Raw genomic sequence first — 24,461 nt, forward strand, 5'->3', positions numbered from 1 at the left:
AAGGGGTGATATATTGATTAAAGTAAAATTATTTGCAACCTTTAGAGAAGGAAGACAAAAGGAAGTAAATTTTGATTACTTTGAAGGAATTACCGGAAGGTTTATAATAAACAAACTTAACATAAAAGAAAAGGATGTAGCAATATTTTTAGTAAATGGACTTGATGGGAAGCTTGATGATCCTCTTAGTGATGGAGATGTGATTTCCCTTTTTCCACCTGTTGGTGGTGGTTGAGGGAAAGGAGTGTCTTTATGGGAAGATACGACAGAAATATGAATATGCTATCTAAGGAAGAAAATGAAAAACTAAAGGACTTCAGGGTTTGTGTATTGGGATGTGGAGGATTGGGTGGGTATGCTATTGAAATGCTTGGTAGATTAGGTATAGGATATATAACTGCAGTTGATAAGGATGTTTTTGAGGAAACGAATTTAAACCGCCAGATTTTAAGTGATATGAATTCATTGGGTAAAAGTAAAGCATTAATGGCGGTGGAAAGAATGAAACTTGTCAACCCAGAAGTTTTTGTAAATGCTATTGTAGATGAATTTAATTTTGAAAATGGAAAAGATATCATAAAAGGACATGATATTGTAATCGATGCTCTTGATAATATTGAGGGAAAGCTTACTTTACAGGATATCTGCGAGGAGCTTGGCATTCCATTTGTTCATGGTGCTATTGCGGGCTGGTATGGGCAGGTTACTACAGTTTTTCCTGGCGATAAGACGCTTAAGTTTTTGTATAAAAAAGAAATGAGGAAGGGAATTGAAAAAGAACTTGGCAATCCTTCGTTCACTCCTGCTCTTGTTGCTTCCATTCAAGTTAGTGAAGCACTAAAAGTTTTGATAGGAAGAGGAGAAGTATTAAGACGTAAGGTGTTATTTATAAATACCTTTGAGCAAGAATATGAGATTATAGTTCTTTGAAATTGGTGTACTATTGTAACGAAAGGACGAAATAAACTTAATATTTTATTACTTATTCTCCGAGTCTATAATCCTAAGGCAAGAGCTATGGATTATAGGCCGATAGGGTAGTGCTGGAAACGGTGCTGCCTCCCGCCTGGAAAGGAGAATAGGAAGGCTGCTATTCTCCTTTCGCATACTAAAACGAAAGGAGTTTTTTTATGAAGGTTCTTTGTCAATAGTTGGGGTGGGTATTTTTTCTGAATGTTGTTATTGTAGGTCCTAAGAGTGATCCTGCAAAGGTACATCAAGCGGGTTCCCGCGGCGAGGGCTAAAGGTGGCTTGTTTCCGAAGGTAATATGAGGTTTCAAATGCTTGTAGAAGAGCTGTGAGAAACCTGAACTTGCGAGAATGTTTTATAATAGTAAAAGTGGCTTTCTACAGATTTAGAGCATAGTCGCAGAAAGGGCAACGATAAGTATGATGATTTTTTAGGAGAGGGCTTTTCAGGTGCCCACTTATGTTTATACACTTTACGTTGTAGCTTCTGGTAGTCCTCAAGGTCTTTGCCGAAACTGCGCAAAAAGAGAGGAGGAGTGCTGCATACAGGACATTCATCGACATCTACTTCAGGAGGCTTAATGTGCCTGACATTCGACAACTACCAACTTCGACTCCAAGGGGAGGGAATCTTTCTTTTTTCTCAAATTTTCTCAAATCTTTTGGTATCAAATGTTGTAAGGTTTGATAGCCCTTAAAGGAGGAAGCATATCTGACAAACTGTCAATACCCTAGGAGGTATTAAAATTGAAGATAATAGGTGTTATAGGAACAAAAGATACAGGTAAAACCACTCTTGTAACAAAAATTGTTAGAAAATTAGTGGATGAGGGGTACAGGGTTGCCACCCTGAAACACACCCATACAGGCTTTGATTTTGCAGATAAAGACACTGGTAAACACAGAGAAGCAGGGGCAGAGCTTGTAGTCGGTAGTGGAGAAGAAACCTTTTTTCTTCTTGGTAGGAAAATGGTGCTTGATGAACTTGTAGGTACTATCCAGCTTCTTGGGGATTTCGATTTCCTGGTTATCGAGGGTTTTAAAGAGATGCCCCATGCAAACATTTCTACTTCCACTGAAAATGAATTCACGATAAGAAAGGTGGATCCATTCTCCCTTAAGGAGGAAGAATTGGATGAACTCATTGAAGTCATAAAGAACAGAAGTTACTGTTTGCTGCAGGGGCTTAACTGTAAAAAGTGTGGTTTTGAATCATGCAGGGACTTTGCAATGGCAAAGGTCCAGGGAGCTGCAGATGATATAAACTGTAAGAGCCAGCCAAAAAGGGCTCTTCTGAGAATAAATGGTCACCCGGTACCTATGAATCCATTTGTACAGGAATTTATATCAAAAACAGTTCTTGGTATGATCGATGCACTTGACATGAAAAACCACGAAATTGAGAAGGTTGAGTTAATTATAAGAAATAATTATGAATAATGCACCATAAACGCATAGATGAATTGAAATTATTAGTTTAGGATAATTACCACAGACTTAAGGATCTTATGACAGGAAGAGTAATGTGAAGTGTTATTAGTCTTTTTAACCAATGCTGGTGTTCTTACTATAAATAATGTTGGGGTGGACAAAAATTATGTATCTAAGATCGCTTGACGAAGCTAATTAATCGAGATAAAAAAATTATTAAAGTAAGGAGAATAACTCTCCGAGCCTTTATGTCTAAGGGGCGAAGAGCCCTATGAGATAAAGGCCGATAGGGTATTGATGGAAACATCAATGCCTCCCGTGTTGGAAAGGAGAGGCAATGCATTTGCATTTATGCAAAGCAAGAATGCGTAAGGTAAAGTAATTGTGTCCTTGCTTTGCGAAAACGATGCAGTGCCTTCTCCGGAAGGCATTTTTTTGTACCTTTGTTAGGGACTAATTTCAATGGTAAAAGCTAAAGAATGGAATCTTTCCAGTTTTAATGGGTAAGGTTTAAACAAAAACTAATAGTGATGATGGAGGATGAATACCATGGCAAGAATATCAAAGAAGTTTTTGATGATCCTTTTATATTCTATTTTGTTGTTTAGTTTATTTTCTCTGAACGGTTGTACAGGTTCTAAAACTTCAGAGAAGATTTCCCCAGGTAATCGAGATGTAATTTTGGCGACAACAACAAGCACGCAGGATAGTGGGCTTTTGGATTACCTTTTACCGATCTTTGAGAAAGAAACAGGATACAAAGTAAAAGTGGTTGCCGTGGGGACAGGACAGGCTTTGGAGATGGGAAAAAGGGGGGAAGCAGATGTTCTTCTTACACATGCTCCTGCGGCAGAGAAAGAACTTGTGGACAACAAGGATGTTATAAACTATCAGTTGGTAATGCACAATGATTTCATTGTGGTTGGTCCTTCAGAGGATCCAGCGCAAGTTAAGAATGCGGTTTCAGTAGAAGCAGCCTTTCAGGCGATTGCTGAAAAAGGTGTACCGTTTGTTTCGAGGGGTGATGATTCGGGTACACACAAAAAGGAATTGAGTTTATGGAAAGCAGCAGGGATTGATCCCAAGGGAAAGTCGTGGTATATAGAAAGCGGCACAGGAATGGGACAAACGCTCCTTATTGCTAACGAAAAACGGGCGTATACACTAACTGATCGGGGAACATACCTTGCATACCGCGATAAATTAGATCTTACCATTGTTCGAGAAGGAGATAAGGGTCTTCTTAATATTTATCACGTCATGCAGGTTAACCCCGAGAAACATCCTGGGAAACACATAAACAGCGATGGAGCCAAAGCTTTTGTGGAGTTTATGATTTCGCCCAGAACGCAGGAACTTATTGGCAAATTTGGGGTAGACAAATACGGAGTGCCGCTCTTTTTCCCCGATGCCCAAAAAGGGGAAGTAGAATAAGGAGTTGAATAAAAGTGGAACTTATTTGGGAAGGCCTGAAAGGAGCATTCAAATTTCTTTTTCATGGGGTTCCAGAAATCAGAGAAATTACTCTTCTTTCTCTTAGGATTGCTGCGTGGGCTATAGGGATAAGTTCAGCCATTGGCCTTCCACTTGGGATTGCACTTGGAGTAAGCACGTTCCGTGGCAGGGATTTTCTTCTGACTTTAGCCAATACCGGCATGGGACTTCCACCGACAGTTGTGGGGCTTTGGGTAGCTATTGTGCTATGGCGTACCGGCCCTTTAGGAGGACTAAAGCTGATTTATACTCCTACTGCCATCATCATTGCTGAAGTAATTCTTACCGTGCCTATTATTATAGCTTTGGTAGCTGCAGCTGCGTCGGATAAAAAAGCTAAATTACACGATTTTTTTCTTTCTTTAGGGTTGAACCCTCTTCAATATATGTGGCTTTTACTTCGGGAAATTCGTAGCTCAGTTTTAACAGCAATCATTGCCGGTTTTGGACGTGCAATTTCGGAGGTAGGAGCAGCAATGATGGTAGGAGGGAACATCGCTGGGGAAACCCGCACGCTTACCACCGCTATTGTTCTTGAAGTATCTAAGGGTGAGTTTGACCGCGCGTTAGCGATAAGTTTTGTACTTCTTGCCTTATCGTTTTCTATTACTGCCTTTATTACCCATCTTCAGTATCAACAAAACTTAAAGTAGAAGCGGGAAAAACAAGAAATAATTAGATTAAAGAAAGGAGGTAGAGGAGTATGAATTATATGTTTGAACGCAAAGCTACCGATTTTCGGGATATAGAGAATCAAACGCCGGTTATTATAGCCGAAGATATTAGTGTACGGCGCAATGAACGCTTTATCCTGCGAAACATAAGCCTCGTTTTGCATCAAGGGGAACGTTTGGGACTTGCGGGTCCCAATGGTTCAGGAAAAAGTACGCTCCTTAAAGTCTTATCCTTACTAATTCCACCGTCTTCTGGGAGGCTTACAGTTCTTGGCTTTATGGGAGACGGGCGGTCTTCAGTGACTGTTCGCCGAAAGATGTCTATCGTCTTTCAACAACCGACGACGCTCACAGGGAGTGTTTTGCAAAACGTGAGTATTCCCCTGCGCATGCGAGGACTTTCTGCCCGAGAAGCAACCAAGCGGGCATATGAGTGGCTTAAGTGTTTTGATTTAGAAAAGCTTGCTTTTCAGCGGATACATACACTTTCTGGGGGAGAACTTGCACGTCTTCAGCTAGCAAGGGCGTTTGCTATGGAACCGGAAATTTTGTTCCTTGATGAACCTTTTGCAGCAGTGGATGCTACTTCACGGAGTCCACTAAAGGCCCTTCTTCGGGAGATTCTGGCAAAAAACAAGGTTTCACTGCTTCTTATTAGTCATGATTTTCGTGACCTTCTCGATCTTACTGAGCGCACGCTGGTTCTTTTGGATGGGCACATTGTTGCACAAGGTAAAACCCAAACTTTGCGCATACAATCTCCACTCGTGCGTGAGATTTTTCCGGAGTAAAGTTTTTCGGGATACAAAGGTTGCTCAATATGTCTCTACTCTATACCATACTTATTTAAGCAGTTTGCGAAAAAAGTTTTTTATTTCAAGTAGAAGGAATACTAATTACTATACTTTTATTATAAATGAAGGCAGGATAAAAAAATAAATTAGTGGGGGAAAGCAAGAAAGGGGATGATAAATTAATGATTAAAGTTGCTATTTTGACTGTTAGTGACAAGGGTTTTAGAGGAGAGAGAATTGACACAACATCATCTGCTATAAAAGAAGTTTTAGATCCAGCGATATATTCTATTGAAGAAATAAGAATCGTTCCAGATGAAATAGAAGATATAAAACGTGAACTAGTAAGATTTTGTGATGAATTAAAAGTTGACCTTGTTTTGACAAATGGAGGAACTGGATTTTCAAAGAGGGACGTAACACCAGAAGCAACGATGGCTGTGGTTGAGAAATTGGTTCCTGGAATTCCAGAAGCAATGAGGGCAAAGTCTTTAGAAATAACTCCACATGCTATGCTATCCCGCGCTGTTGCAGGAATTAGAAAGAGCACTTTAATCATAAATCTTCCAGGAAGCCCTAAGGGGGCTGTTGAAAACTTAAATGTTGTTTTACCTGCTCTTAAGCATGGAATTGAGATTTTAAAGGGTGAAGCTTCAGAATGTGCAAGAAAGGACGATTAAAATGGAACTTTTAAAACTTGTTACAGTAAAAGAGGCAAAGGAGATAATAGAAAAAAATATTAGTTTTAAACTTGGAAAAGAGAAAGTCAATATTTTAAGCTCATTGGGGCGAATTCTGGCAGAGGATATATATGCACCAGAAAATGTTCCCGATTTCAGAAAATCAACTGTTGATGGATATGCTGTGATTTCGGGTGATGTTTTTGGAGCAAGTGAGAGTTTACCTGCAATTTTAAAGCTTGTTGGAGAAGTCAAGATAGGAACGGAACCAACCCTGGATATAATGCCAGGAGAGTGCATGTATGTTCCAACAGGGGGTATGCTTCCTAAAAGTGCCGATACTGTTGTTATGATTGAATACACAGAAAAACTTGATGATGAAACTATTTTAGTCAATAAACCAGCTGCGCCCTTTCAAAACATAATTGAAATTGGAGAAGATGTAAAAAGAGGTGAACTTGTTTTAAAAAAGGGAACAAAATTAAGACCATATGAAATAGGAGTTCTGTCAAGTCTTGGAATATTAGAGGTGGAGGTTTATAAAAAAGTAAAGGTTGGAATTATTTCCACAGGTGATGAGATAGTGGACCCTAAGGAGAAAATTAATAAAGGACAGGTCAGGGACATAAATAGCTATCTGTTATACTCTTTATGTATCGAAGAAGGAGCAGAGCCTATTCTATACGGCATTGTTAAAGATGATTATGAAAAATTAAGAGAGAAATTGCAAGCGGCAATAAGTGAATGCGATTTAGTTTTGATGTCGGGTGGCAGTTCAGCCGGCAACAAAGATGAAACTCTCAGGGTTATAAGTTCATTTGAAAATTCGAATATTTTTATTCATGGAGTTGCTATACGACCTGGGAAACCTACGATTGTTGGAAAAGTAGGTGATAAATTCATATTTGGACTTCCGGGGCATCCACTGGCGTGTGCGGTAATATTTAAGACCCTTGTTATTCACTATTTGGACAGGGTAAGGAATTTTGAAAGAGAAGAATATCCGGTTGAGTGCAGGTTTGCCGTAAACTATCATAAGGCTGAGGGTAGAGCAGAATTTTTACCTGTTAGTATAAAAGAAGCGGAAGGAAAATTAATTGCGTATCCCACTTATTATGAATCAGGGCTTATATCTCGTTTTGCAAAATCCTTTGGATATGTTTACATTGAAAAAGAATTAGAGGGCATATCTGAAGGACAAATAGTTAAAGTTTATAAATTTTAGGAGGGTGCTATGAGGCAAAATATTTATCTTTCAAATATAAGTTTGAATGAAGCAATAGATATTTTTCTTGAAAAAATAAAAGATTTTAAGCTTGGAAGAGAATATGTAAAAACTTATGGAGCAAATGGTAGAGTTACAGCAAAACCTATATTTGCTAAAATTTCATCACCTTTTTACAGCTGTTCTGCTGTTGACGGGATTGCAACAGTAGCAAAAAAGACATTTACTGCAACAGACAAAAATCCTGTAAGGCTTAAAGAAGGAGTTGATTATGTAGTTATTGATACAGGTGATCCTATTCCAGATGAATATGATTGCGTAATTATGGTTGAAGATTTAATTTGGGTATCTCAAGATGAGGTTGAGATAATAAAGCCTGCTATTCCATGGCAAAATATACGACAAATTGGTGAGGATATAGTAGAAGGACAACTTATACTTCCTCAAAGCCATAGAATAAGACCTGTTGATATTGGTGCTTTGATTGCAGGAGGAGTATTTGAAGTTGAAGTTTATAAAAAGCCTAAAGTTGCAATCATTCCAACAGGAACAGAGCTAGTAGAACCAGGGGAAGAACTTAAAGTTGGAGATATAATAGAATTTAACTCGAGAGTTTTTGCCGCGCAGGTTGAAGAATACGGCGGAATTCCAACAAGATTTGATATTGTAAGAGATGATTTTGAGAAATTGAAAGCTGCTGTTGATAAAGCTTCAAAGGAATACGACATTATCCTATTAAATGCTGGTTCATCTGCAGGACGTGAGGATTATTCTAAAAAGGTTATTGAAACCTTAGGTGAAGTCTATATTCATGGAATTGCTATAAAACCTGGAAAGCCAGTTATACTAGGAAAGGTAAACAATAAGCCTATTGTTGGAATACCAGGTTTTCCTGTTTCAGCTTATTTTATAATGGAAAACATAGTTAAGAAGCTTATCAACTTTGTTCAAGGATATGATATAAAGGATAAGAGATATATAGAAGCAACTCTTTCAAAAAGAATTATGTCATCTTCAAAATATCTTGAGTTTGTAAGAGTAAAACTTGGTTTTATAGACGGTAAATACATCGCAGCGCCAATTGAACGGGGAGCAGGTACTACAATGAGCCTTGTAAGGGCTGATGGGGTTTTGGAAATACCTGAGGAGCTTGAGGGTTATGAAAAAGGGACAAGGGTTAATGTAAACATATTAAAAAGCGAAGACGAGATTAAAAATACAATTCTTTGTATAGGAAGCCACGATTTGATACTTGATATTGCAGCAGATCTTCTTGCCAAAAGAGGAAAATTCACGCTATCTTCAGCCCATGTCGGAAGCATTGGGGGAATACTCTCATTGAAGGATAGGGAAACACATTTTGCAACAATTCACCTTCTTGATGTGGAAACGGGTGAGTATAATAAATCTTATGTGAAAAGATATATTCCAAACAGAAAAATTGCCCTTATAAAATTTGTAAAAAGAATTCAGGGGCTTATGGTTAAAAAAGGTAATCCACTAGAGATTAATTCTTTGGAGGATATTGTAAAAAAAGGTGCAAGGTTTGTGAACAGGCAAAAGGGATCTGGTACAAGGATTTTGCTTGATTATGAATTAAAAAGATTGGGTATAAATCCCAAAGACATCATAGGTTATGATAGGGAAGAATATACTCATATTTCGGTTGCAGCACAAATAGCTAAAGGAAATGCAGATGCTGGACTTGGGGTATTTTCTGCTGCTAAGATTATGGACCTTGATTTTATTCCGATAGCAAATGAAGAGTATGACATTGCAATTCCCGTTGAGTACTTAGAACTTGAAGGGGTAAAGCAGTTTTTGGAGGTTATAAATTCAGAAGAATTTAAAAATGAGCTTGATAAGCTTGGAGGGTATGACTATAGCAATTTAGGAGAAATTATCATTATCGAGTAAAGGAGAGTTTTTATGAGAGATAGGTTAGGAAGAAATGTTGATTATTTAAGAGTTTCTGTTACGGATAGATGTAACTTAAGGTGCATTTATTGTATGCCGGAGGAGGGAATACCCAAAAAAGATCATAATGAGATTCTAAGGAACGAAGAAATTTTAAAAATAATTAGGATTTCAGCAGAACTTGGCATTAAAAAGGTAAGGTTTACAGGAGGCGAGCCACTTGTAAGGAAGGGAATTGAGAACATAATTTATGAAACATCAAAAATAAAAGGCATTGAAGACATTGCACTTACAACTAATGGAACAAAACTTTATGAAATGGCAGATACTTTAAAAGAAGCAGGACTTAAAAGAGTTAACATAAGCCTTGATAGTCTTAAAAAAGATCGATACCGTATGATTACAAGGCTTGGGAATATTGATGATGTATTTAGGGCTATTGACAAAAGTTTATCTATTGGACTTGAACCTGTAAAAATTAATACGGTTGTAATAAAAGGTATAAATGACGATGAAATTTTTGATTTTGTGAAGCTTGCCGATGAAAACCCGCTTCATATCAGATTTATTGAAATAATGCCGATAGGTGAAGGAGCAAAATTCAAAGATAACTATATATCGTCGGATGATTTAATAAGTAGCATTCCCGGACTGACTCCGGTTGAAACAGAACCGGGTAACACTGCAAGGGTTTTTAAAAGAAAAGGAGCAAAGGGAACGGTTGGTTTTATTACACCTTTGTCATGTAAATTTTGTTCAAGTTGTAATAGGATTAGACTTACTGCAGCTGGAACTATAAAACCTTGTCTGCATTCAAAATATGAAGTAGATATTAAAAGTTTTTTAAATGATGAAGACAAGATAAGAGCAATGCTGGAACATGCAATCTTAAGTAAGCCGGCAGGGCATAATCTTGAAAAGGAAATAAGCCAGAATCAAAAAATGATGTTTCAAATAGGAGGATAGTATATGAATTTAACACACATTAATGAAGAAGGTAGAGCAAGAATGGTCGATGTTAGCGAGAAAGCTGAGACAAAAAGAGAAGCTGTTGCAATAGGAAGTATTTATATGAAAAATGAAACTTTAAGAAGAATACATGAAGGAACTATTAAAAAAGGAGATGTCCTAGCTGTTGCACAGGTTGCAGGTATTATGGCTGCGAAAAATACATCTCATATGATTCCGATGTGTCATCCTATCATGATAACCGGATGTGATATTAGTTTTAATTTGGATTTTGAGAATTCAAAGATTGACATTAAAGCAGTAGTTAAAACTGTTGGACAAACAGGGGTTGAGATGGAGGCATTGACTGCAGTTACGGTTGCAGCTCTTACGATTTATGATATGTGTAAAGCAATAGATAGAGACATGGTTATAAGCGAAATAATGCTTGTGAAAAAAAGTGGTGGAAAATCAGGCCTTTATGAAAGGGAGGTTTAATAATGGCAAAGGTGGTGTCAGTTAATATTAGCGAAAAGAAAGGAACTGTAAAAAAGCCTATAGAAAAGGGATATTTTAGAGAAAACCACGGGCTTGAAGGAGATGCTCATGCTGGAAGGGGACACAGGCAGGTCAGTCTTCTTGCAGAGGAGAGTATAGAAAAGATGAAAGCAAAAGGCATTTGGGATTTGGCTGCAGGAAAATTTGCAGAAAATATAACAACAGAAGGAATTGAACTTTACACTTTGCCGGTAGGAACAAAACTTAAAATAGGAGAAGAGGTTATTCTTGAAATATCTCAAATAGGGAAAAAATGTCACGAAGCTTGTGAGATCAGAAAGATTACAGGTGATTGTATAATGCCAAGGGAAGGTGTATTTGCAAAGGTTATAAAAGGTGGATATATAAAGCCGGGTGATGAGATAGTATTACTGCATGAAACTGAAAATTAATTTAAAATTTTGGTTCTTTGTCAAGAGTTGGGGGGTATTTTCTTAATGCCTGTCCTTACTTTTGAGGTTAGAGCATAATGTCATTATTAGAAACTTTATACATTAAATGTAACGATATTATACTCTAACCCTCATTTAGTACAGAAGATTCCACTATTTAATTTTATCTCACCTTGCTATTTTCCTCTATACACAATAAAGTATCCTCTTTCTAAATCTTTCAAAATTCCTATATCCATATGCATTCCTCTTTAGTACTTTAATCTTGCTATTAAATCCTTCTGTCACGGCATTTGTGTATGGGACATCAAATGAACGAGTATTTCCTCAAAGCAAAAGTGAATATAGTAAATAAAAATATTTAGACAATGTAAAATTTTCATAAGAGAGTGATGTTACAATCCTTTAATAAGAAGTTTATTTAAACTGTTTTCTACAAAAACTTTACACCATCTGCTAATATTAATATCTATTCAAACTGTGGGTATATTTTTTTATTGCTATCAAAACATTCTAATATGGTATAATAAAGGCGAACAAATAAGAATAAGAAGCTTAGCAATGTCAAAAAAGCAAAAAAGTTCAGAAAGTGGGTATTATAAACAAAAAGACAAGGTTAAATCTATATACATTGTATGAATTGTATGAAAAGTAACAAACAAAAAAGGTTAAATCATTTTCTACAAATAATACAAGCTAAAAACTAACCCAAGATGATGACATGTCTAGTGCTAGGGTTATGTGGACATAAATATTTTTCATTTTTATTTTTTGCATAAAAAGCACTTTAAGCACAAAAAGCTTGTTTTTAAAATTTTCAACGTGCTCAATAACTGCACATTTACTGCACGTAAGGATGGAAGTTATTGTGCACTTAATGAGCACTTTTTGTATGCTTGAAACACGCATGGTTAAGCTTTTTTTTGCTTTTTGTGCAATAAGTAAATAGGTTTTATCTGAAGGACCATATTTTTCTTGGCCTTCCTTTTGTTTTGTCTATTTTACAAACAATTTTGTTTTTGGCAGATAGTTTTTGTGAGATATGGAGGCGAGGAATTTCTCATATTTCGTTTTTGGTTTGTCATATATAAAAGTTCGAAAAAAGCGGGGGAATTCCTTTGAAAATATATAGCAGAACCCCTGAATTTATGAGGGTTTTGGGGTTCTGCAAGAACCTAAATGTTAAAATAAAGAACGTGGAATTTATAAATGTTAAGCTTCCAGAGGAAATTGTTCGTGAGGAATATTTAGGGAATTTCGACCAAGCAAATCACCTCATTGAAAGATGGCTGGAAAGAAGACTTCCAAATGACCTTAGAATGAGATTAATTTTTGAAAAGGAACGAGTAAAAAGGCTTTTAAAGAATTATCATTATGATGAGGAGACAGCTATTAACAAAGCAAGAGAGCTTATAGATAATTTTACAAATGAAGAATTTTATACTTTGCGTGATAAAGGATTTTTAGATTACATTATGGTTGATGGAAAAAGAATGTATGAGGAAAGATTTGTTCAGAATATTGCTTATGCGATTCCGGATTACCAGAAAAGGATGAAAAAAGACAAAAGTAGAGAAGAGTCACGAAATCTTAATGACAATAGGTTAGGAGAACTTCTGAATGGTGATAAGCCGAAAGAATATAAGGTTCGTGCTAAAATTTCTCTAAAAATTGTAGAAGACATCGAGGAAGAGAAAGTGAAAGTTTGGTTACCATTTCCAAAAGAAGAATTTCAGCAGAAAGATGTAAAACTTGTTTCAGCAAGTCATGAAAAGTATTTTTTAGCATCTTCCGATATCCCTCAAAGAACAATCTATTTTGAAGGTAAAAAAGAAAATGAATATTTTGTAGAATTCGAATATGTTATAAAAGAATGGGTAAATACAGTTGTTCCAGCAAATACTGAAGAAATAAATAATTATGACTTTTTATCAGAGGAGCCGCCTCATATAATTTTTACACCATATTTAAAGAAACTTGCTAAAGAAATAGTAGGAGATGAGAAAAACCCCTATCTAAAAGCAAAGAAGATATATGATTGGATAACCTTAAATGTTAACTACTCTTATGTACATCCTTATGCATTATATGAAAATATTCCTGAATTTGTCGCATGTAATTTAAAAGGAGACTGTGGATTTCAAGCGCTCCTCTTTATAACTCTTTGCAGGATTGTAGGTATTCCTGCCAGATGGCAATCCGGCTGGTATATAACCCCATTCCTAGCGTCACCGCATGATTGGGCATTATTCTTTATACCACCTTATGGATGGCTTCCTGCCGATCTATCTTTTGGTGGGCGTTATAAAAACAATCAAGAATTAAGAGAATTCTATTTTGGTAATCTTGATGCATTTAGAATGGTGGCAAATTCTGATTTTATGAAAGACTTTACACCTAAGAAAGTATTCTGGCGTAATGATCCTTATGATAATCAGGTTGGTGAAGCAGAAACAGAGCATAAAAATATTTATGATTTTAAATATGAGATTCAAGTATTAGATTTTAAAGAAATACGGAGGTAGAGAAAATGGGAAAAATTCAATATGCAGTGCTTGATGCTTTTTCAGAAGAAATAGGAATTCCTGTTTATCAGATATTAGGTGGTGCAAAGGATAAAATTGAAACGGATAAAACAGTAGGAATAGATAGTTTTAAGAATCGTATAGAGGAAGCAAAATCTATATATAATGAGGGCTTTAGGGTTATAAAAATCAAGGTTGGTGAAAACTTAGCAGAAGATATTGAAGTTATGGAATCAATTTTTGAGGTAACAAAAGGAGCAAAATATATTGTTGATGCAAATATGGGATATACTCATAAGCAAGCAGTTGAATTTGTCAAAAAGGTATACAATATGGGAATTGATATATCAGTATTTGAGCAGCCTGTTACAGCAAACAATATAAATGGCTTAAAATTTGTTAGGTTTAATTCTCCATTTCCTGTAGCAGCAGATGAAAGTAAAAATCCGAATCAAAAGGCGCACCTCTGCTTATTTTCGCAGACGTGCACCTTTTGTATTTGGCAGTATATGTAGTGCAGCTTTACGGCAAATAATGAGATACAGTGACATTTTCGCAATTGTAGCCCAAGTTTCTGCTGACTTCTCTTACGGCTTCTCTGTCCTCTTTATCTCTTGAGCCTTTTTTGTTTGTATTCTTCATTATATTTTCTTTGTCCCTTTGGCATTTTATAGACACTTTCTCTCTTTACATCATCAAAATTCTTTGTCAAGAGTTGGGGTAGGTATTTTCTGAATGCCTGCCCTTACTTTTTAGATCAGAACATAATGTAATTATTAGCAATTTTATACATTAAATGTAAATAACTTCATTATACTCTAGCCCTCATTTGATAAAGAGGCTATCCAGTATTTGCTTTTATATTCCCTTGTTACCCTTATTTACACACAATAAGGTATCCTCTTTCTAAATCGTTCAAAATTCCTATATCCATATGCCTCCCTCTTTGATACTTTAACTTTTGTTATGACATTTTGATTATATCTTCAGCTTTTAAAAGTTTTGTGATATAATTGTTATGCACTTATTCTGGCCTTTTGAGTGTTTTTAGTATTTGAACAATTATAATATAACAGGTATTTAGAACAAGTGCTCTATTTTTTTAAATAGGGTGTTATTACCCACCATTATAGAATTTTTTAAAAAATTGAAAAAGGAGAGGCGGACTTCTCACCTCTCCTTTTTCAATGTATTTTTTGGGAAGTGCAGAGATGGGAAGTACGATTAAGGGAGAAAACCACTCCTTAATACCATACTTACCACCTCCTGCACATACTAAATTGTATTTCTACTTTAATTAATATTATAAAGGTCAAAGAAAGTCAAAATTAAATAATTAAGTTTATCCACAATTTTTCGCCCAAAACATTAAAAAACACAAGGTAAATGAGATTTTTCTCTTTTTATTTCAATATTACGTTATTTTTCACTGGGTTTAATATTAAAATTTTTGACAACAAAGGAGTGCAAAAAATTTTATAATCATTAAAAAAATATTGATAAGCCATAAATATTAATGATATAATATTCTATGTATTCAGATTTTACATATTGTATAACACTTTTACTGAAAGGATGAAAATAAATGAAAACCATAATAAACACCGATGCTGCGCCAAAGGCTATTGGACCATATTCGCAAGCTATCATGGTAGACGGCTTTTTGTACACATCAGGGCAAATAGCAATTGATCCTGCTACAGGAGAACTTGTAGAAGGAGGTATTGAAGCGCAGACGGAAAGGGTTTTAGAGAATATAAAAGCGATTTTAAAAGCTGCGGGGATGGACCTTAACAATGTTATAAAGACAACTGTATTTGTCACTAACATGGGGGATTTTGCTAAAATTAACGAAATTTATGGAAGGTATTTTAAAGACAATCCACCTGCCCGTTCCTTAGTTGAAGTAAAAAGTCTTCCTAAGGGTGCGCTTATAGAAATAGAAGTTGTAGCACATAAATAAAATTTTCTCTTATGGTGATAGTTTTACAATGTCTGGCCAAAAAGATGCGCTTGAGCCTTCAATATTAAGACATTTTACTGCGAGATTAGAACTGATAGAATTAATAAGGGGATGGCAATTCACCATCTCCTTTTTCTCTATAAAAATATTGAAAACTGTGATAAAATGAATATATGCATAAATTTGTAGAAGGAAAATCGGCATTTATATAGAATATATTGATAGGTGAGAGATGTGAAAAGGTTAGCTAAAATTATAGTTATATTATTAGTGATAGTTTACATAAGTAAAGTAGGGATAACGACTTTTGCAGGCAAAAATAAAACTACAGTAGTGATTTATGGAAGTATTTTAATAGCCTTTAATGCCCAAGGATATGTTATAAAGAATGAAATGATGATAAATGCTCCTTTTGATGGTAAAATAAAAAAACTTGTACCAAGTGGAGAAAAAGTTTCCAAAGGTACTCCTATTGTGCAAGTTTATTCTGCCGATTTTGATGAGGAGAAACTACATCAATTAGATGAGATAAACAGAGAACTAAAAAATCAGGATACTAATATACCTTTTTATTCAGATGTTCAAAAATTAGACAACATGATAAAGACAGAAGAGCAAAATTATCAAAATGCGATACAGCAAAATAGCCCTGATGCAGATAAAATACAAAAAAGGATTGAAGACTTAAAAGCCAAAAAAGAAGAAATTTTAAGTAAAGGGCCAATAATACTTCAAAGAATTGAAAACTTAAAAGAGCAAAAAGAGTATTTAGAAAAGTATGTAGAAAAAAATGCGATTACTATAAATTCACCAGAGTCAGGAATTGTAAGTTACTATTTTGATGGCAGTGAAAGTATTCTAAATGAAAGAAATATGTTCAATTTAAATCCGACACAACTTGAAAATTTAAACTTTCAATCCAAAGAAATTAGTACAGAAGTAAAAGGAGATTACCCTTTTGTAAAAATAGTGGATAATTTGGAGTGGTATTTAGCGTTGGTTTTAAATGAAAAACAACAGGACTTATTAAAAGAAGGTAGTAATGTGAAAATTTTGATTGATAATTATAGTGGTGAATTGCGGGGAAAAGTTATAAAAACCTACAAAGGTGACGATAAATTATATATAGGAATAATTGAGATGATAGATGAATATCCCAACTTTTATAAAACTTCTAAAATAAATGTAAAAGTTAAAGTTAAAGAGTTCAATGGACTTAAAATACCTCTTTCTTCTATTGTGCAAAAAGAAGGAAAAGAAGGAGTTTTTGTAATAAAAAATGGCAAAGTTCCTACTTTTAAAGAAGTAGTAATAAAGGCTACAGATGGCAAATATGCAATTGTAGAAAGCGTTGATAAAACATCTGGATTAAAAATATATGACGAAATAGCGGTAAATGGAGAGGATTACTTGAGCAAATAAGGGGGGATAAATACGACTATATGTGAAAATATAAGAAAAATAAAGGAAAACATAAAAGAGCATGCGTTAAGGGTAAACAGAAATCCAGAGGAAATATTAATTGTGGCAGCTACTAAAACTTTCGGTGTAGAGACTATAAAAGAGGCTATTGCTTGTGGCATAACTGACATAGGTGAGAATAAGGTTCAAGAGTTAAATGAAAAATATCCTTATTTAAAAAATGAGGTAAAATTTCACTTTATAGGACATTTACAGACAAACAAAGTGAAATACATTATTGACAAAGTTAAGTTGATACATTCTTTAGATAGTATTAAACTGGCAGAAGAAATAGACAAAAGGGCTAAACAAAAGAGTCTCATAATAGATTGTTTGGTGGAAATCAATATTGGTGGAGAGGAAAGTAAATACGGAATTCCTCCTGAAGAAATGCATAATTTTGTTAAAGAAATGGAAAAATATGATAATATAAGAATTAGAGGGCTTATGGCAATAGCTCCTTACCTTCCACCAGAAGAGGTAAGGCCCTATTTTAGAAAGATGAAAGAATTATTTGAAGAGCTAAAAGAAATTAAGCAACATAATGTACAAGTAGAATTTTTGTCAATGGGTATGTCCAATGACTATTGGGTAGCAGTTGAAGAAGGGGCGAATATTGTTAGAATTGGCACTTCTATTTTTGGGCAAAGACAATATAATGTGGAGGGATAATTAATGTCTTCAAAAATGATTGATAAATTAATGAGTTTCTTTGGTATCGATGAGCCAGAAGAAGAGAAAGAAGAAGTAGACTCTTTACAACCTGTCATACCTTACGATAGAAAGCCTAAAATTGTCAATATTCATACACAGCCCCAAGTAAAAGTTTTGATTTTAAAGCCAGAAAAGTTTGAACAAGTGATGAATATATGTAATGAATTGAAAAATAAAAAACCGGTGATTGTAGATTTACAAAAGATGGACAAAAATGAAGCTCAAAGAGTAGTGGATTTTTTAAGCGGTGCAGCCTATGCTCTTAATGGAGAGATAAAGAAGATATCTGGCTATATATTTTTAGTTGCGCCTGAGAATTTTGATATTACAGGGGATATAAAAGATGAAGTAAATTCTTTATACAATCTAAATTGATAAGGAGGAAATGATTTTGCCTGTAAATTTTGCAATTTTAACAGCATTAGATTATTTTTTTGAAGTTATAAATTGGCTTATATTGATAAGGGTTATTTTATCTTTGCTACGAATGGAGAATATGTCAAATCCACTTTCTCGCTTTGTGATCGTAACGACAGAACCAATACTTGAGCCTTTTAGGGCATTACAATTTAGGTCTTCTATTGGAAGAAATTTAATGATAGATTTTTCGCCAGTTTTGGCGATTTTGGTGATTCAGTATTTAGTTCGTCCTTTAGTTTTTAAATTAGTATTATTACTGATGAGGTATATATGATGGACAAGGAATTTACTGTATCCCGATTTGAAGACATAATTAAAGGCGTTTTAAAATCTAAAAGAGTAAAATATACAGACTTTTTAAGCCTCTCTGAACAAAAAATTTTTGAAAAAACTATATTAAAGTATCGACAGCAAGATATAAACTATAATCTAGATGGAGGATATCCTTTAGCAGAAAGAAAGATAGCAATTATTTACCCCGATTTTTTACAGCCGGAAGATACCCCTATTTGCGCTGTAAGAATTGAAGGCAATTTTTCTAAGCTATCTCATAGAGATGTGTTGGGTTCACTTTTAGGGTTAGGGATAAAAAGACAAAAAATAGGCGATATAATTGTAAAAGAGGATAAATGTGACATATTGTTACATAAAGATGTGGAAAGTTATGTACTTATGAACCTTTTTAAAGTCGGGAAAGAGAAGGTAAGAGTTAATTCAATTGACTTGAAAGATGTGATAGAACCTGAAATAAAATATAAGGACATTTTTTCTACCGTAGCCTCACTACGGGTTGACAGTGTGGCAGCTGCAGGTTTTGGTATATCAAGGACGAAGGCTTCAGAACTTATAAAGTCCGGTCTTCTTCAAATAAATTGGGAGTATACAGAAGACCCTTCTTCAGAAGTAAAAGAGGGAGATGTAATTTCTTTACGTGGTTTTGGAAGAATTAGATTAGAAGAAGTGAGAGGTAATACAAAAAAAGGTCGCGTTTCTGTACATATTCTAAGGTTTATATAATGTTACAAAAGAAAAGGAGGTAATATTATGCTGACGCCTATGGATATACATAATAAAGAATTTAAGCGGTCTTTTAGGGGTTATAATGAAGAGGAAGTGGACGAGTTTTTGGATAAAATTATGGAAGACTATGAAATGTTATACAAAGAAAATGCGGAGTTAAAAGATAGAATTAATATAATGAATGAAAAACTTCAAAGTTACATAAATATGGAGAACACTTTAAACAATACTTTGATTGTTGCTCAAAATACTGCAGAGGAATTGAAAAGAAATGCAGAAAAAGAAGCACAACTTATCATACAAAATGCACAACAAAATGCAGAAAAAATATTAGAGAAGGCAAATCAAGAAGTTGTAAGAATAAGAATGGAGTTAGAAAGATATCGCAAGCAATTAAATGTTTTTAAAGCGAAATTTAAATCTCTTTTAGAAGCCCAGTTGGAATCAATACTTTCAATAGATGAGAAAGAATTGATTCCAGATGAGGATGAGGAGAAGGATGCAGAATAGATTAGGGGTTGTTGGAATATTGATTCAAAATAGAGAAAATGTGGCGGATAGGGTAAATCACATATTGAGTGAGTACGGCCACATTATTGTAGGAAGAATGGGTATACCCTATAAAGATAGGGGAGTATCGGTTATCGCTTTAATAGTTGATGGTACAACGGATGAAATAGGGGCTCTTACTGGTAAACTTGGAAGTCTTCCTGGTGTAAAAGTGAAATCTGCTCTGACTGCATGAGATATGCATACTATTGACGAAAAACTTGTGGTATTATATAATTGTGTAAAAAATATTGTTAAAAGCTATGATGAGGACGAGTAAGTAGAAGCGACTTCCAGAGAGTTGGCGGTAGGTGCGAGCCAATAAGTTCGTTTCTACTGAAAATCACCTCGGAGCTGCAGGCTGAACTACAGTAAGCTGTGCCGGGCTTCCCGTTATCTTAAATGAGAGATTAAGGCAAAGTTTTTCTTTGTCTTAATAAGTAGGGTGGTACCGCGAACTTCTCGTCCCTGACGAGAAGTTTTATTTTTAGTTTGAAAGATAATATTTGAAGAGGAGGTAATGTTCAGTGGATTACAACAAGACACTTAATTTGCCGAGGACAGATTTTCCTATGAAGGCTAATTTGCCAACACGAGAGCCAGAGATATTAAAAAGATGGGAAGAAATGGATATTTATCATAAAACATTGGAAAAAAATAAAGGCAAGGAAAAATATATTTTACACGATGGGCCGCCTTATGCTAATGGAGATATACACATTGGAACTGCTATGAATAAGGTATTAAAAGACATTATAGTGAAATACAAAACAATGAGGGGTTATGATGCTCCTTATGTGCCAGGATGGGATACACACGGTCTTCCTATTGAACAGCAAGCTATAAAAACTTTAGGTATAAAAAGGCATGAAGTAAGTCCTACAGAATTTAGAAAAGTGTGTAGGGATTTTGCTTTTTCTCAGATTGAAAAGCAAAAAGCTCAATTCAAAAGATTGGGAGTAAGGGGAGATTGGGATAATCCTTATCTTACCTTGAATCCGGAGTATGAAGCTAAACAGATAGAAGTATTTGGTGAAATGGCTAAGAAAGGCTATATCTATAAAGGTCTAAAGCCTGTATATTGGTGCCCCAGCTGTGAGACTGCTTTGGCAGAAGCAGAAATTGAATACTTTGATGAAACCTCTGATTCTATTTATGTAAAATTTAGAGTTAAAGATGATTTAGGGAAATTCAAGGGAATTGTTGAGAATCTTAATAATGTGTATTTTGTAATATGGACAACTACTACATGGACTATTCCGGCTAACCTTGCAATTGCTTTAAATCCAGAGTTTGATTATGCGCTTGCAAAGTTTGGAGACGAAGTATATATAATGGCAAAAGACATGTTAGATACTGTAAAGAAAGAAGCTAACCTTTCAGATTATGAAATAGTTGCTGTATTTAAAGGAAAAGATTTGGAGGGCATGAAGGCTACCCATCCTTTATATGACAGAGATTCTTTAATAATCTTGGGTGAGCATGTAACTTTAGAAGCTGGTACTGGATGTGTTCATACTGCTCCCGGCCATGGCGAAGAAGACTTTTTAGTTGGGCAAGAGTATGGGCTTGAGGTTTTAAATCCAATAGATGATAAGGGATATTTTACAGATAAAGCGCCAGGATATGCTGGTCTGTATTATGAAGAGGCTAACAAGGTCATAAAGGAAGACTTGAAAAAAGCTAATGCATTAGTGGCAGAAACCCGTATTACCCACTCATATCCTCACTGTTGGAGATGTAAAAGTCCAATAATATTTAGGGCGACAGAACAGTGGTTTGCTTCTGTGGAAGGATTTAGAGAAGAGGCACTAAAAGCTATTAAAGAAGTTAATTGGTATCCTTCATGGGGCGAAGAGCGCATAACTAACATGGTAAGAGATAGACGAGACTGGTGTATTTCAAGGCAAAGGGTATGGGGTGTGCCAATTCCTATATTCTACTGTGAAAAGTGTGGGAAACCGCTTATAAATGATGATACAATAAATGCAGTTAAAAAGATCTTCAGGCAAAAGGGTTCAGATGCATGGTTTGAAATGTCAGCTGAAGAGATATTGCCAAAAGGGATTACTTGCGAATGCGGTTCTACGAAGTTTAGGAAAGAGACAGATATAATGGATGTGTGGTTTGATTCAGGCTCCAGCCATGCAGCTGTGTTGCAAACTCATCCTGACCTAAAGTGGCCTGCAGAGCTTTATTTAGAAGGTTCAGACCAACACAGAGGATGGTTCCAGTCTTCCCTTTTGACATCTGTGGCAACACGTGGAAAAGCACCTTATAGAAACGTATTGACCCACGGGTTTGTTGTAGACGGTGAAGGAAGGAAAATGTCAAAATCTTTAGGGAATGGTATTGACCCAGCTGATGTAATTAAAGAATATGGAGCAGATATTTTGAGGCTTTGGACTGTTTCTGCTGACTTTACTTCAGATATGAGAATTTCACAAGAGATTTTAAAACAGATGACAGAAGCGTACAGAAAAATACGTAACACTAGTAAGTTCTTGTTAAGCAATCTTTATGACTTTGACCCTGATAAGGATATGCTCCCTTACGAAGAGCTTTTAGAGATAGATAAATGGGCTTTATTTAGGCTTAACAGAGTAGTTGAAGAGCTTACAGAGGCTTTTGATAAATATGAGTATTACGATTTTCTCCATCTGGTTCATACCTTCTGTGTAGTAGATATGAGTAGCCTTTACCTGGACATTTTAAAAGACAGATTGTATACTTATCCTGCTACTTCTAAAGAGAGAAGAGCGGCTCAAACGACACTTTACATTATTTTAGACACTCTTGTAAGGTTGATAGCACCAGTGCTTACATTTACTTCAGAAGAAATATGGTCATATATGAAGCACGACAGTCAAAATAATTTTGAAAGTGTTCAGTTAGCTGATTGGCCTCAAGTCCAAGAAAAATACAATAATCCTTATATAATAGAAAAATGGGAAAAACTTTTTGACATAAGAAAAGATATTTCTAAAGCTCTTGAAATAGCGAGAACTGACAAAAAGATAGGTCACTCTTTAGAGGCACAAGTGGATATATATCCATCTCAAGAGCTTTATGATTTCTTTAAAGGCTTTAATGACCTCGAATATGTGTTCATAGTTTCAAAAGTGGTACTTCACCAACCAGAAGAACCTGCTCCTCAAAATGCTTATGAAAGTGATGATTATAATTTGAAGATTGTGGTAACCCATGCACCGGGGGAAAAATGCGAACGCTGCTGGATGTACAGTGAAACAGTAGGAACTATAAAAGAGCATCCAACTATTTGCGCAAGATGTGCTTCTCACATTGAGCAGCAAACACAAGTTTAAAAAGGGGATTTTTCCCCTTTTTAAACATTATTTTTAGGAGGGATATTATGAATCTGCTTATAAAAAATGTAGCTTTGCTATCTATGAAAGAAGAACAGCCACTTATGGAAAACACCAATATCTATATTGAAGGCGACACGATAACTTACATAGGAGAAATTAATCCGGATATAAAAGTTGACAGAGTCATAGATGGAACAAAAAAAATTGCAACGCCGGGTCTTATAAATGCTCATACTCATTTGGGAATGTCTTTACTTAGGAATTATGCAGATGATGTGCCGTTATTTGATTGGTTGAGTAAACATATCTGGCCTGTTGAATCTAAACTTTCAGCAGAAGACGTTTACTGGGGTTCTTTATTGAGTATGATAGAGATGATTTATTCTGGTACTACTACTTTTTGCGATATGTATTTTTTTATGGATGAAGTAGCTAAAGCAACAGAAGAAGTAGGGATAAGAGGAGTGTTGACAAGGGGTATTATAGAAGAAAGTGACGCTGAAATAAATAAGGAAAAGTTAAGAGATACGCGAAAACTTTATAATACCTGGCATAATAAAGCGGATGGAAGAATCAAAGTAATGGTGGGTCCTCATGCACCTTATACTTGTAGCTCCTCTTATTTGAAGGAAGTAGTAGAATTGGCTAAGGAGTTAAATACAGGAATTCATATTCATGTATCAGAAACAAAAAAAGAAGTAGAAGAAAGTTTCCAAAAGCATGGAAAATCTCCTGTGAAACATTTAAAGGACATAGGAGTATTTGATGTTCCGACTGTAGCAGCTCATTGTGTTCATGTAAGCGATGAAGACACTGAAATATTAAAGGAAATGAAGGTATCACCAGTTTACAATCCTACCAGTAATGCCAAGTTAGCCAGTGGTTTTGCTCCTGTGGATCAAATGCTAAAAAAAGGAATAAACGTAGCTTTGGGAACAGATGGTCCAGCCAGTAACAATAACCTAAACATGTTTGAAGAGATTCATTTTGCTGCCACTATTAATAAGGCGTTAAATTACGATGCTCTTGCCGTACCGGCCTTGGAAGCTCTAAAAATGGCGACAATCAATGGCGCTAAAGCTTTATTGTGGGATAAAGAGATAGGTTCCATCGAAGTAGGGAAAAAAGCGGATATAGTGATTATTGATATTGACAAGCCGCATTTTTATCCACACCACAACTTAATTTCTGCTTTAGCTTATACTGCTCAAGCATCAGATGTGGATACAGTAATAATAAATGGCAAAATAATAATGGAAAATAGAGAAATAAAAACTGTAGATGTGGAAAAAGTAATGTATAACGTGGAGAAAAGAGCAAAAAATTTGATACAAAGATAAGGTGTTCTGGATTGTAGACAAGGTCTCATTTAAGAAGTTTTTGAATTTGGCATAAAAA

General features: G+C 35.3%; 25 protein-coding genes, 1 pseudogene, 2 riboswitches and 1 other annotated feature. Of the genes and pseudogenes, 24 read left to right on the forward strand and 2 right to left on the reverse strand.

Annotation, left to right across the window (positions count from 1 at the left end):
* Positions 1-13 precede the first annotated feature (13 nt).
* The 12 genes from THEBR_RS04360 (at position 14) to THEBR_RS04415 (ending at position 11,082) form a co-directional block, all read left to right on the forward strand.
* Positions 14-235 (forward strand): MoaD/ThiS family protein, encoded by a 222-nt coding sequence (locus tag THEBR_RS04360; protein WP_003868640.1) that lies wholly within the window; start codon positions 14-16, stop codon positions 233-235.
* A gap of 17 nt (positions 236-252) precedes the next feature.
* Positions 253-930, forward strand: coding sequence for a HesA/MoeB/ThiF family protein (locus THEBR_RS04365; protein ID WP_003868641.1), 678 nt, complete (start codon positions 253-255; stop codon positions 928-930).
* Positions 931-975: 45 nt separating this feature from the next.
* A riboswitch (molybdenum cofactor riboswitch) is annotated at positions 976-1,093 on the forward strand.
* A gap of 623 nt (positions 1,094-1,716) precedes the next feature.
* A complete protein-coding gene (gene mobB / locus THEBR_RS04370; protein ID WP_003868642.1) occupies positions 1,717-2,409 on the forward strand; it encodes a molybdopterin-guanine dinucleotide biosynthesis protein B in 693 nt (230 codons plus the stop codon).
* A gap of 215 nt (positions 2,410-2,624) precedes the next feature.
* Positions 2,625-2,748, forward strand: a riboswitch (molybdenum cofactor riboswitch).
* A 201-nt stretch (positions 2,749-2,949) separates the two neighbouring features.
* Positions 2,950-3,834 carry an ABC transporter substrate-binding protein gene (locus THEBR_RS04375; RefSeq protein WP_009052266.1) on the forward strand — a complete coding sequence of 295 codons (885 nt, stop codon included), beginning with the start codon at positions 2,950-2,952 and terminating at the stop codon, positions 3,832-3,834.
* Positions 3,835-3,848: 14 nt separating this feature from the next.
* Positions 3,849-4,547, forward strand: a complete 699-nt coding sequence (locus THEBR_RS04380; RefSeq protein ID WP_012269199.1) for an ABC transporter permease — start codon at positions 3,849-3,851, stop codon at positions 4,545-4,547.
* A gap of 50 nt (positions 4,548-4,597) precedes the next feature.
* The gene (locus tag THEBR_RS04385; protein WP_003868645.1) at positions 4,598-5,359 is read left to right on the forward strand and encodes an energy-coupling factor ABC transporter ATP-binding protein; all 762 of its coding nucleotides are present in this window, start codon (positions 4,598-4,600) and stop codon (positions 5,357-5,359) included.
* A 185-nt stretch (positions 5,360-5,544) separates the two neighbouring features.
* Positions 5,545-6,042, forward strand: coding sequence for a MogA/MoaB family molybdenum cofactor biosynthesis protein (locus THEBR_RS04390; protein WP_009052268.1), 498 nt, complete (start codon positions 5,545-5,547; stop codon positions 6,040-6,042).
* Positions 6,023-7,267 carry a molybdopterin molybdotransferase MoeA gene (locus tag THEBR_RS04395; protein WP_012269200.1) on the forward strand — a complete coding sequence of 415 codons (1,245 nt, stop codon included), beginning with the start codon at positions 6,023-6,025 and terminating at the stop codon, positions 7,265-7,267. Before THEBR_RS04390 ends, THEBR_RS04395 begins: the two co-directional genes overlap by 20 nt.
* A gap of 9 nt (positions 7,268-7,276) precedes the next feature.
* Positions 7,277-9,184 (forward strand): molybdopterin biosynthesis protein, encoded by a 1,908-nt coding sequence (locus THEBR_RS04400; RefSeq protein WP_012269201.1) that lies wholly within the window; start codon positions 7,277-7,279, stop codon positions 9,182-9,184.
* 12 nt (positions 9,185-9,196) lie between these two features.
* The gene (moaA, locus tag THEBR_RS04405; RefSeq protein ID WP_009052271.1) at positions 9,197-10,150 is read left to right on the forward strand and encodes a GTP 3',8-cyclase MoaA; all 954 of its coding nucleotides are present in this window, start codon (positions 9,197-9,199) and stop codon (positions 10,148-10,150) included.
* Between the two features lie 3 nt (positions 10,151-10,153).
* Entirely contained in the window at positions 10,154-10,630 is a 477-nt protein-coding gene (gene moaC / locus THEBR_RS04410; protein ID WP_003868650.1) for a cyclic pyranopterin monophosphate synthase MoaC, read from the forward strand.
* 2 nt (positions 10,631-10,632) lie between these two features.
* Positions 10,633-11,082 (forward strand): MOSC domain-containing protein, encoded by a 450-nt coding sequence (locus tag THEBR_RS04415; protein ID WP_012269202.1) that lies wholly within the window; start codon positions 10,633-10,635, stop codon positions 11,080-11,082.
* Between the two features lie 186 nt (positions 11,083-11,268).
* Here the strand turns inward: THEBR_RS04415 and THEBR_RS11760 are convergent.
* A pseudogene (locus tag THEBR_RS11760) lies at positions 11,269-11,403 on the reverse strand (transposase); the annotation flags it as partial.
* Between the two features lie 875 nt (positions 11,404-12,278).
* Here THEBR_RS11760 and THEBR_RS04420 point away from each other — a divergent pair.
* Positions 12,279-13,607 (forward strand): transglutaminase family protein, encoded by a 1,329-nt coding sequence (locus tag THEBR_RS04420; RefSeq protein ID WP_041589974.1) that lies wholly within the window; start codon positions 12,279-12,281, stop codon positions 13,605-13,607.
* A 5-nt stretch (positions 13,608-13,612) separates the two neighbouring features.
* Positions 13,613-14,122: an enolase C-terminal domain-like protein gene (locus tag THEBR_RS04425; RefSeq protein WP_012269204.1), complete on the forward strand. Its 510-nt coding sequence runs from the start codon at positions 13,613-13,615 to the stop codon at positions 14,120-14,122.
* A gap of 366 nt (positions 14,123-14,488) precedes the next feature.
* Here THEBR_RS04425 and THEBR_RS12765 read toward each other — a convergent pair whose 3' ends face one another.
* Complete coding sequence (locus tag THEBR_RS12765; protein ID WP_129545180.1) at positions 14,489-14,575, reverse strand: transposase; 87 nt, start codon at positions 14,573-14,575, stop codon at positions 14,489-14,491.
* A gap of 617 nt (positions 14,576-15,192) precedes the next feature.
* Here THEBR_RS12765 and THEBR_RS04430 point away from each other — a divergent pair.
* The 10 genes from THEBR_RS04430 (at position 15,193) to THEBR_RS04475 (ending at position 24,403) form a co-directional block, all read left to right on the forward strand.
* Positions 15,193-15,570 (forward strand): RidA family protein, encoded by a 378-nt coding sequence (locus tag THEBR_RS04430; RefSeq protein ID WP_003867663.1) that lies wholly within the window; start codon positions 15,193-15,195, stop codon positions 15,568-15,570.
* Between the two features lie 234 nt (positions 15,571-15,804).
* Positions 15,805-16,992 carry a biotin/lipoyl attachment domain-containing protein gene (locus THEBR_RS04435; protein ID WP_012269205.1) on the forward strand — a complete coding sequence of 396 codons (1,188 nt, stop codon included), beginning with the start codon at positions 15,805-15,807 and terminating at the stop codon, positions 16,990-16,992.
* A 6-nt stretch (positions 16,993-16,998) separates the two neighbouring features.
* Positions 16,999-17,703: a YggS family pyridoxal phosphate-dependent enzyme gene (locus tag THEBR_RS04440; protein WP_172632707.1), complete on the forward strand. Its 705-nt coding sequence runs from the start codon at positions 16,999-17,001 to the stop codon at positions 17,701-17,703.
* 3 nt (positions 17,704-17,706) lie between these two features.
* On the forward strand, positions 17,707-18,120 hold the full coding sequence (locus THEBR_RS04445; protein WP_003867666.1) for a cell division protein SepF: 414 nt from the start codon (positions 17,707-17,709) through the stop codon (positions 18,118-18,120).
* 16 nt (positions 18,121-18,136) lie between these two features.
* Positions 18,137-18,439: a YggT family protein gene (locus THEBR_RS04450; RefSeq protein WP_003867667.1), complete on the forward strand. Its 303-nt coding sequence runs from the start codon at positions 18,137-18,139 to the stop codon at positions 18,437-18,439.
* Positions 18,436-19,182, forward strand: a complete 747-nt coding sequence (locus THEBR_RS04455) for a YlmH family RNA-binding protein (RefSeq protein WP_003867668.1) — start codon at positions 18,436-18,438, stop codon at positions 19,180-19,182. Before THEBR_RS04450 ends, THEBR_RS04455 begins: the two co-directional genes overlap by 4 nt.
* A gap of 27 nt (positions 19,183-19,209) precedes the next feature.
* On the forward strand, positions 19,210-19,695 hold the full coding sequence (locus THEBR_RS04460) for a DivIVA domain-containing protein (RefSeq protein ID WP_003867669.1): 486 nt from the start codon (positions 19,210-19,212) through the stop codon (positions 19,693-19,695).
* A complete protein-coding gene (locus tag THEBR_RS04465) occupies positions 19,685-19,930 on the forward strand; it encodes a TM1266 family iron-only hydrogenase system putative regulator (protein ID WP_003867670.1) in 246 nt (81 codons plus the stop codon). The genes THEBR_RS04460 and THEBR_RS04465 overlap by 11 nt, the downstream gene beginning before the upstream one ends.
* A 58-nt stretch (positions 19,931-19,988) precedes the next feature.
* Positions 19,989-20,207 (forward strand) — a binding site (T-box leader).
* Between the two features lie 54 nt (positions 20,208-20,261).
* Entirely contained in the window at positions 20,262-23,060 is a 2,799-nt protein-coding gene (ileS, locus tag THEBR_RS04470) for an isoleucine--tRNA ligase (protein ID WP_009052491.1), read from the forward strand.
* Between the two features lie 47 nt (positions 23,061-23,107).
* A complete protein-coding gene (locus THEBR_RS04475; protein WP_009052490.1) occupies positions 23,108-24,403 on the forward strand; it encodes an amidohydrolase in 1,296 nt (431 codons plus the stop codon).
* Positions 24,404-24,461: the final 58 nt, after the last annotated feature.

Origin of the sequence: Thermoanaerobacter brockii subsp. finnii Ako-1 (assembly GCF_000175295.2) — a bacterium.
GTDB classification, from domain to species: Bacteria; Bacillota; Thermoanaerobacteria; order Thermoanaerobacterales; family Thermoanaerobacteraceae; genus Thermoanaerobacter; species Thermoanaerobacter pseudethanolicus.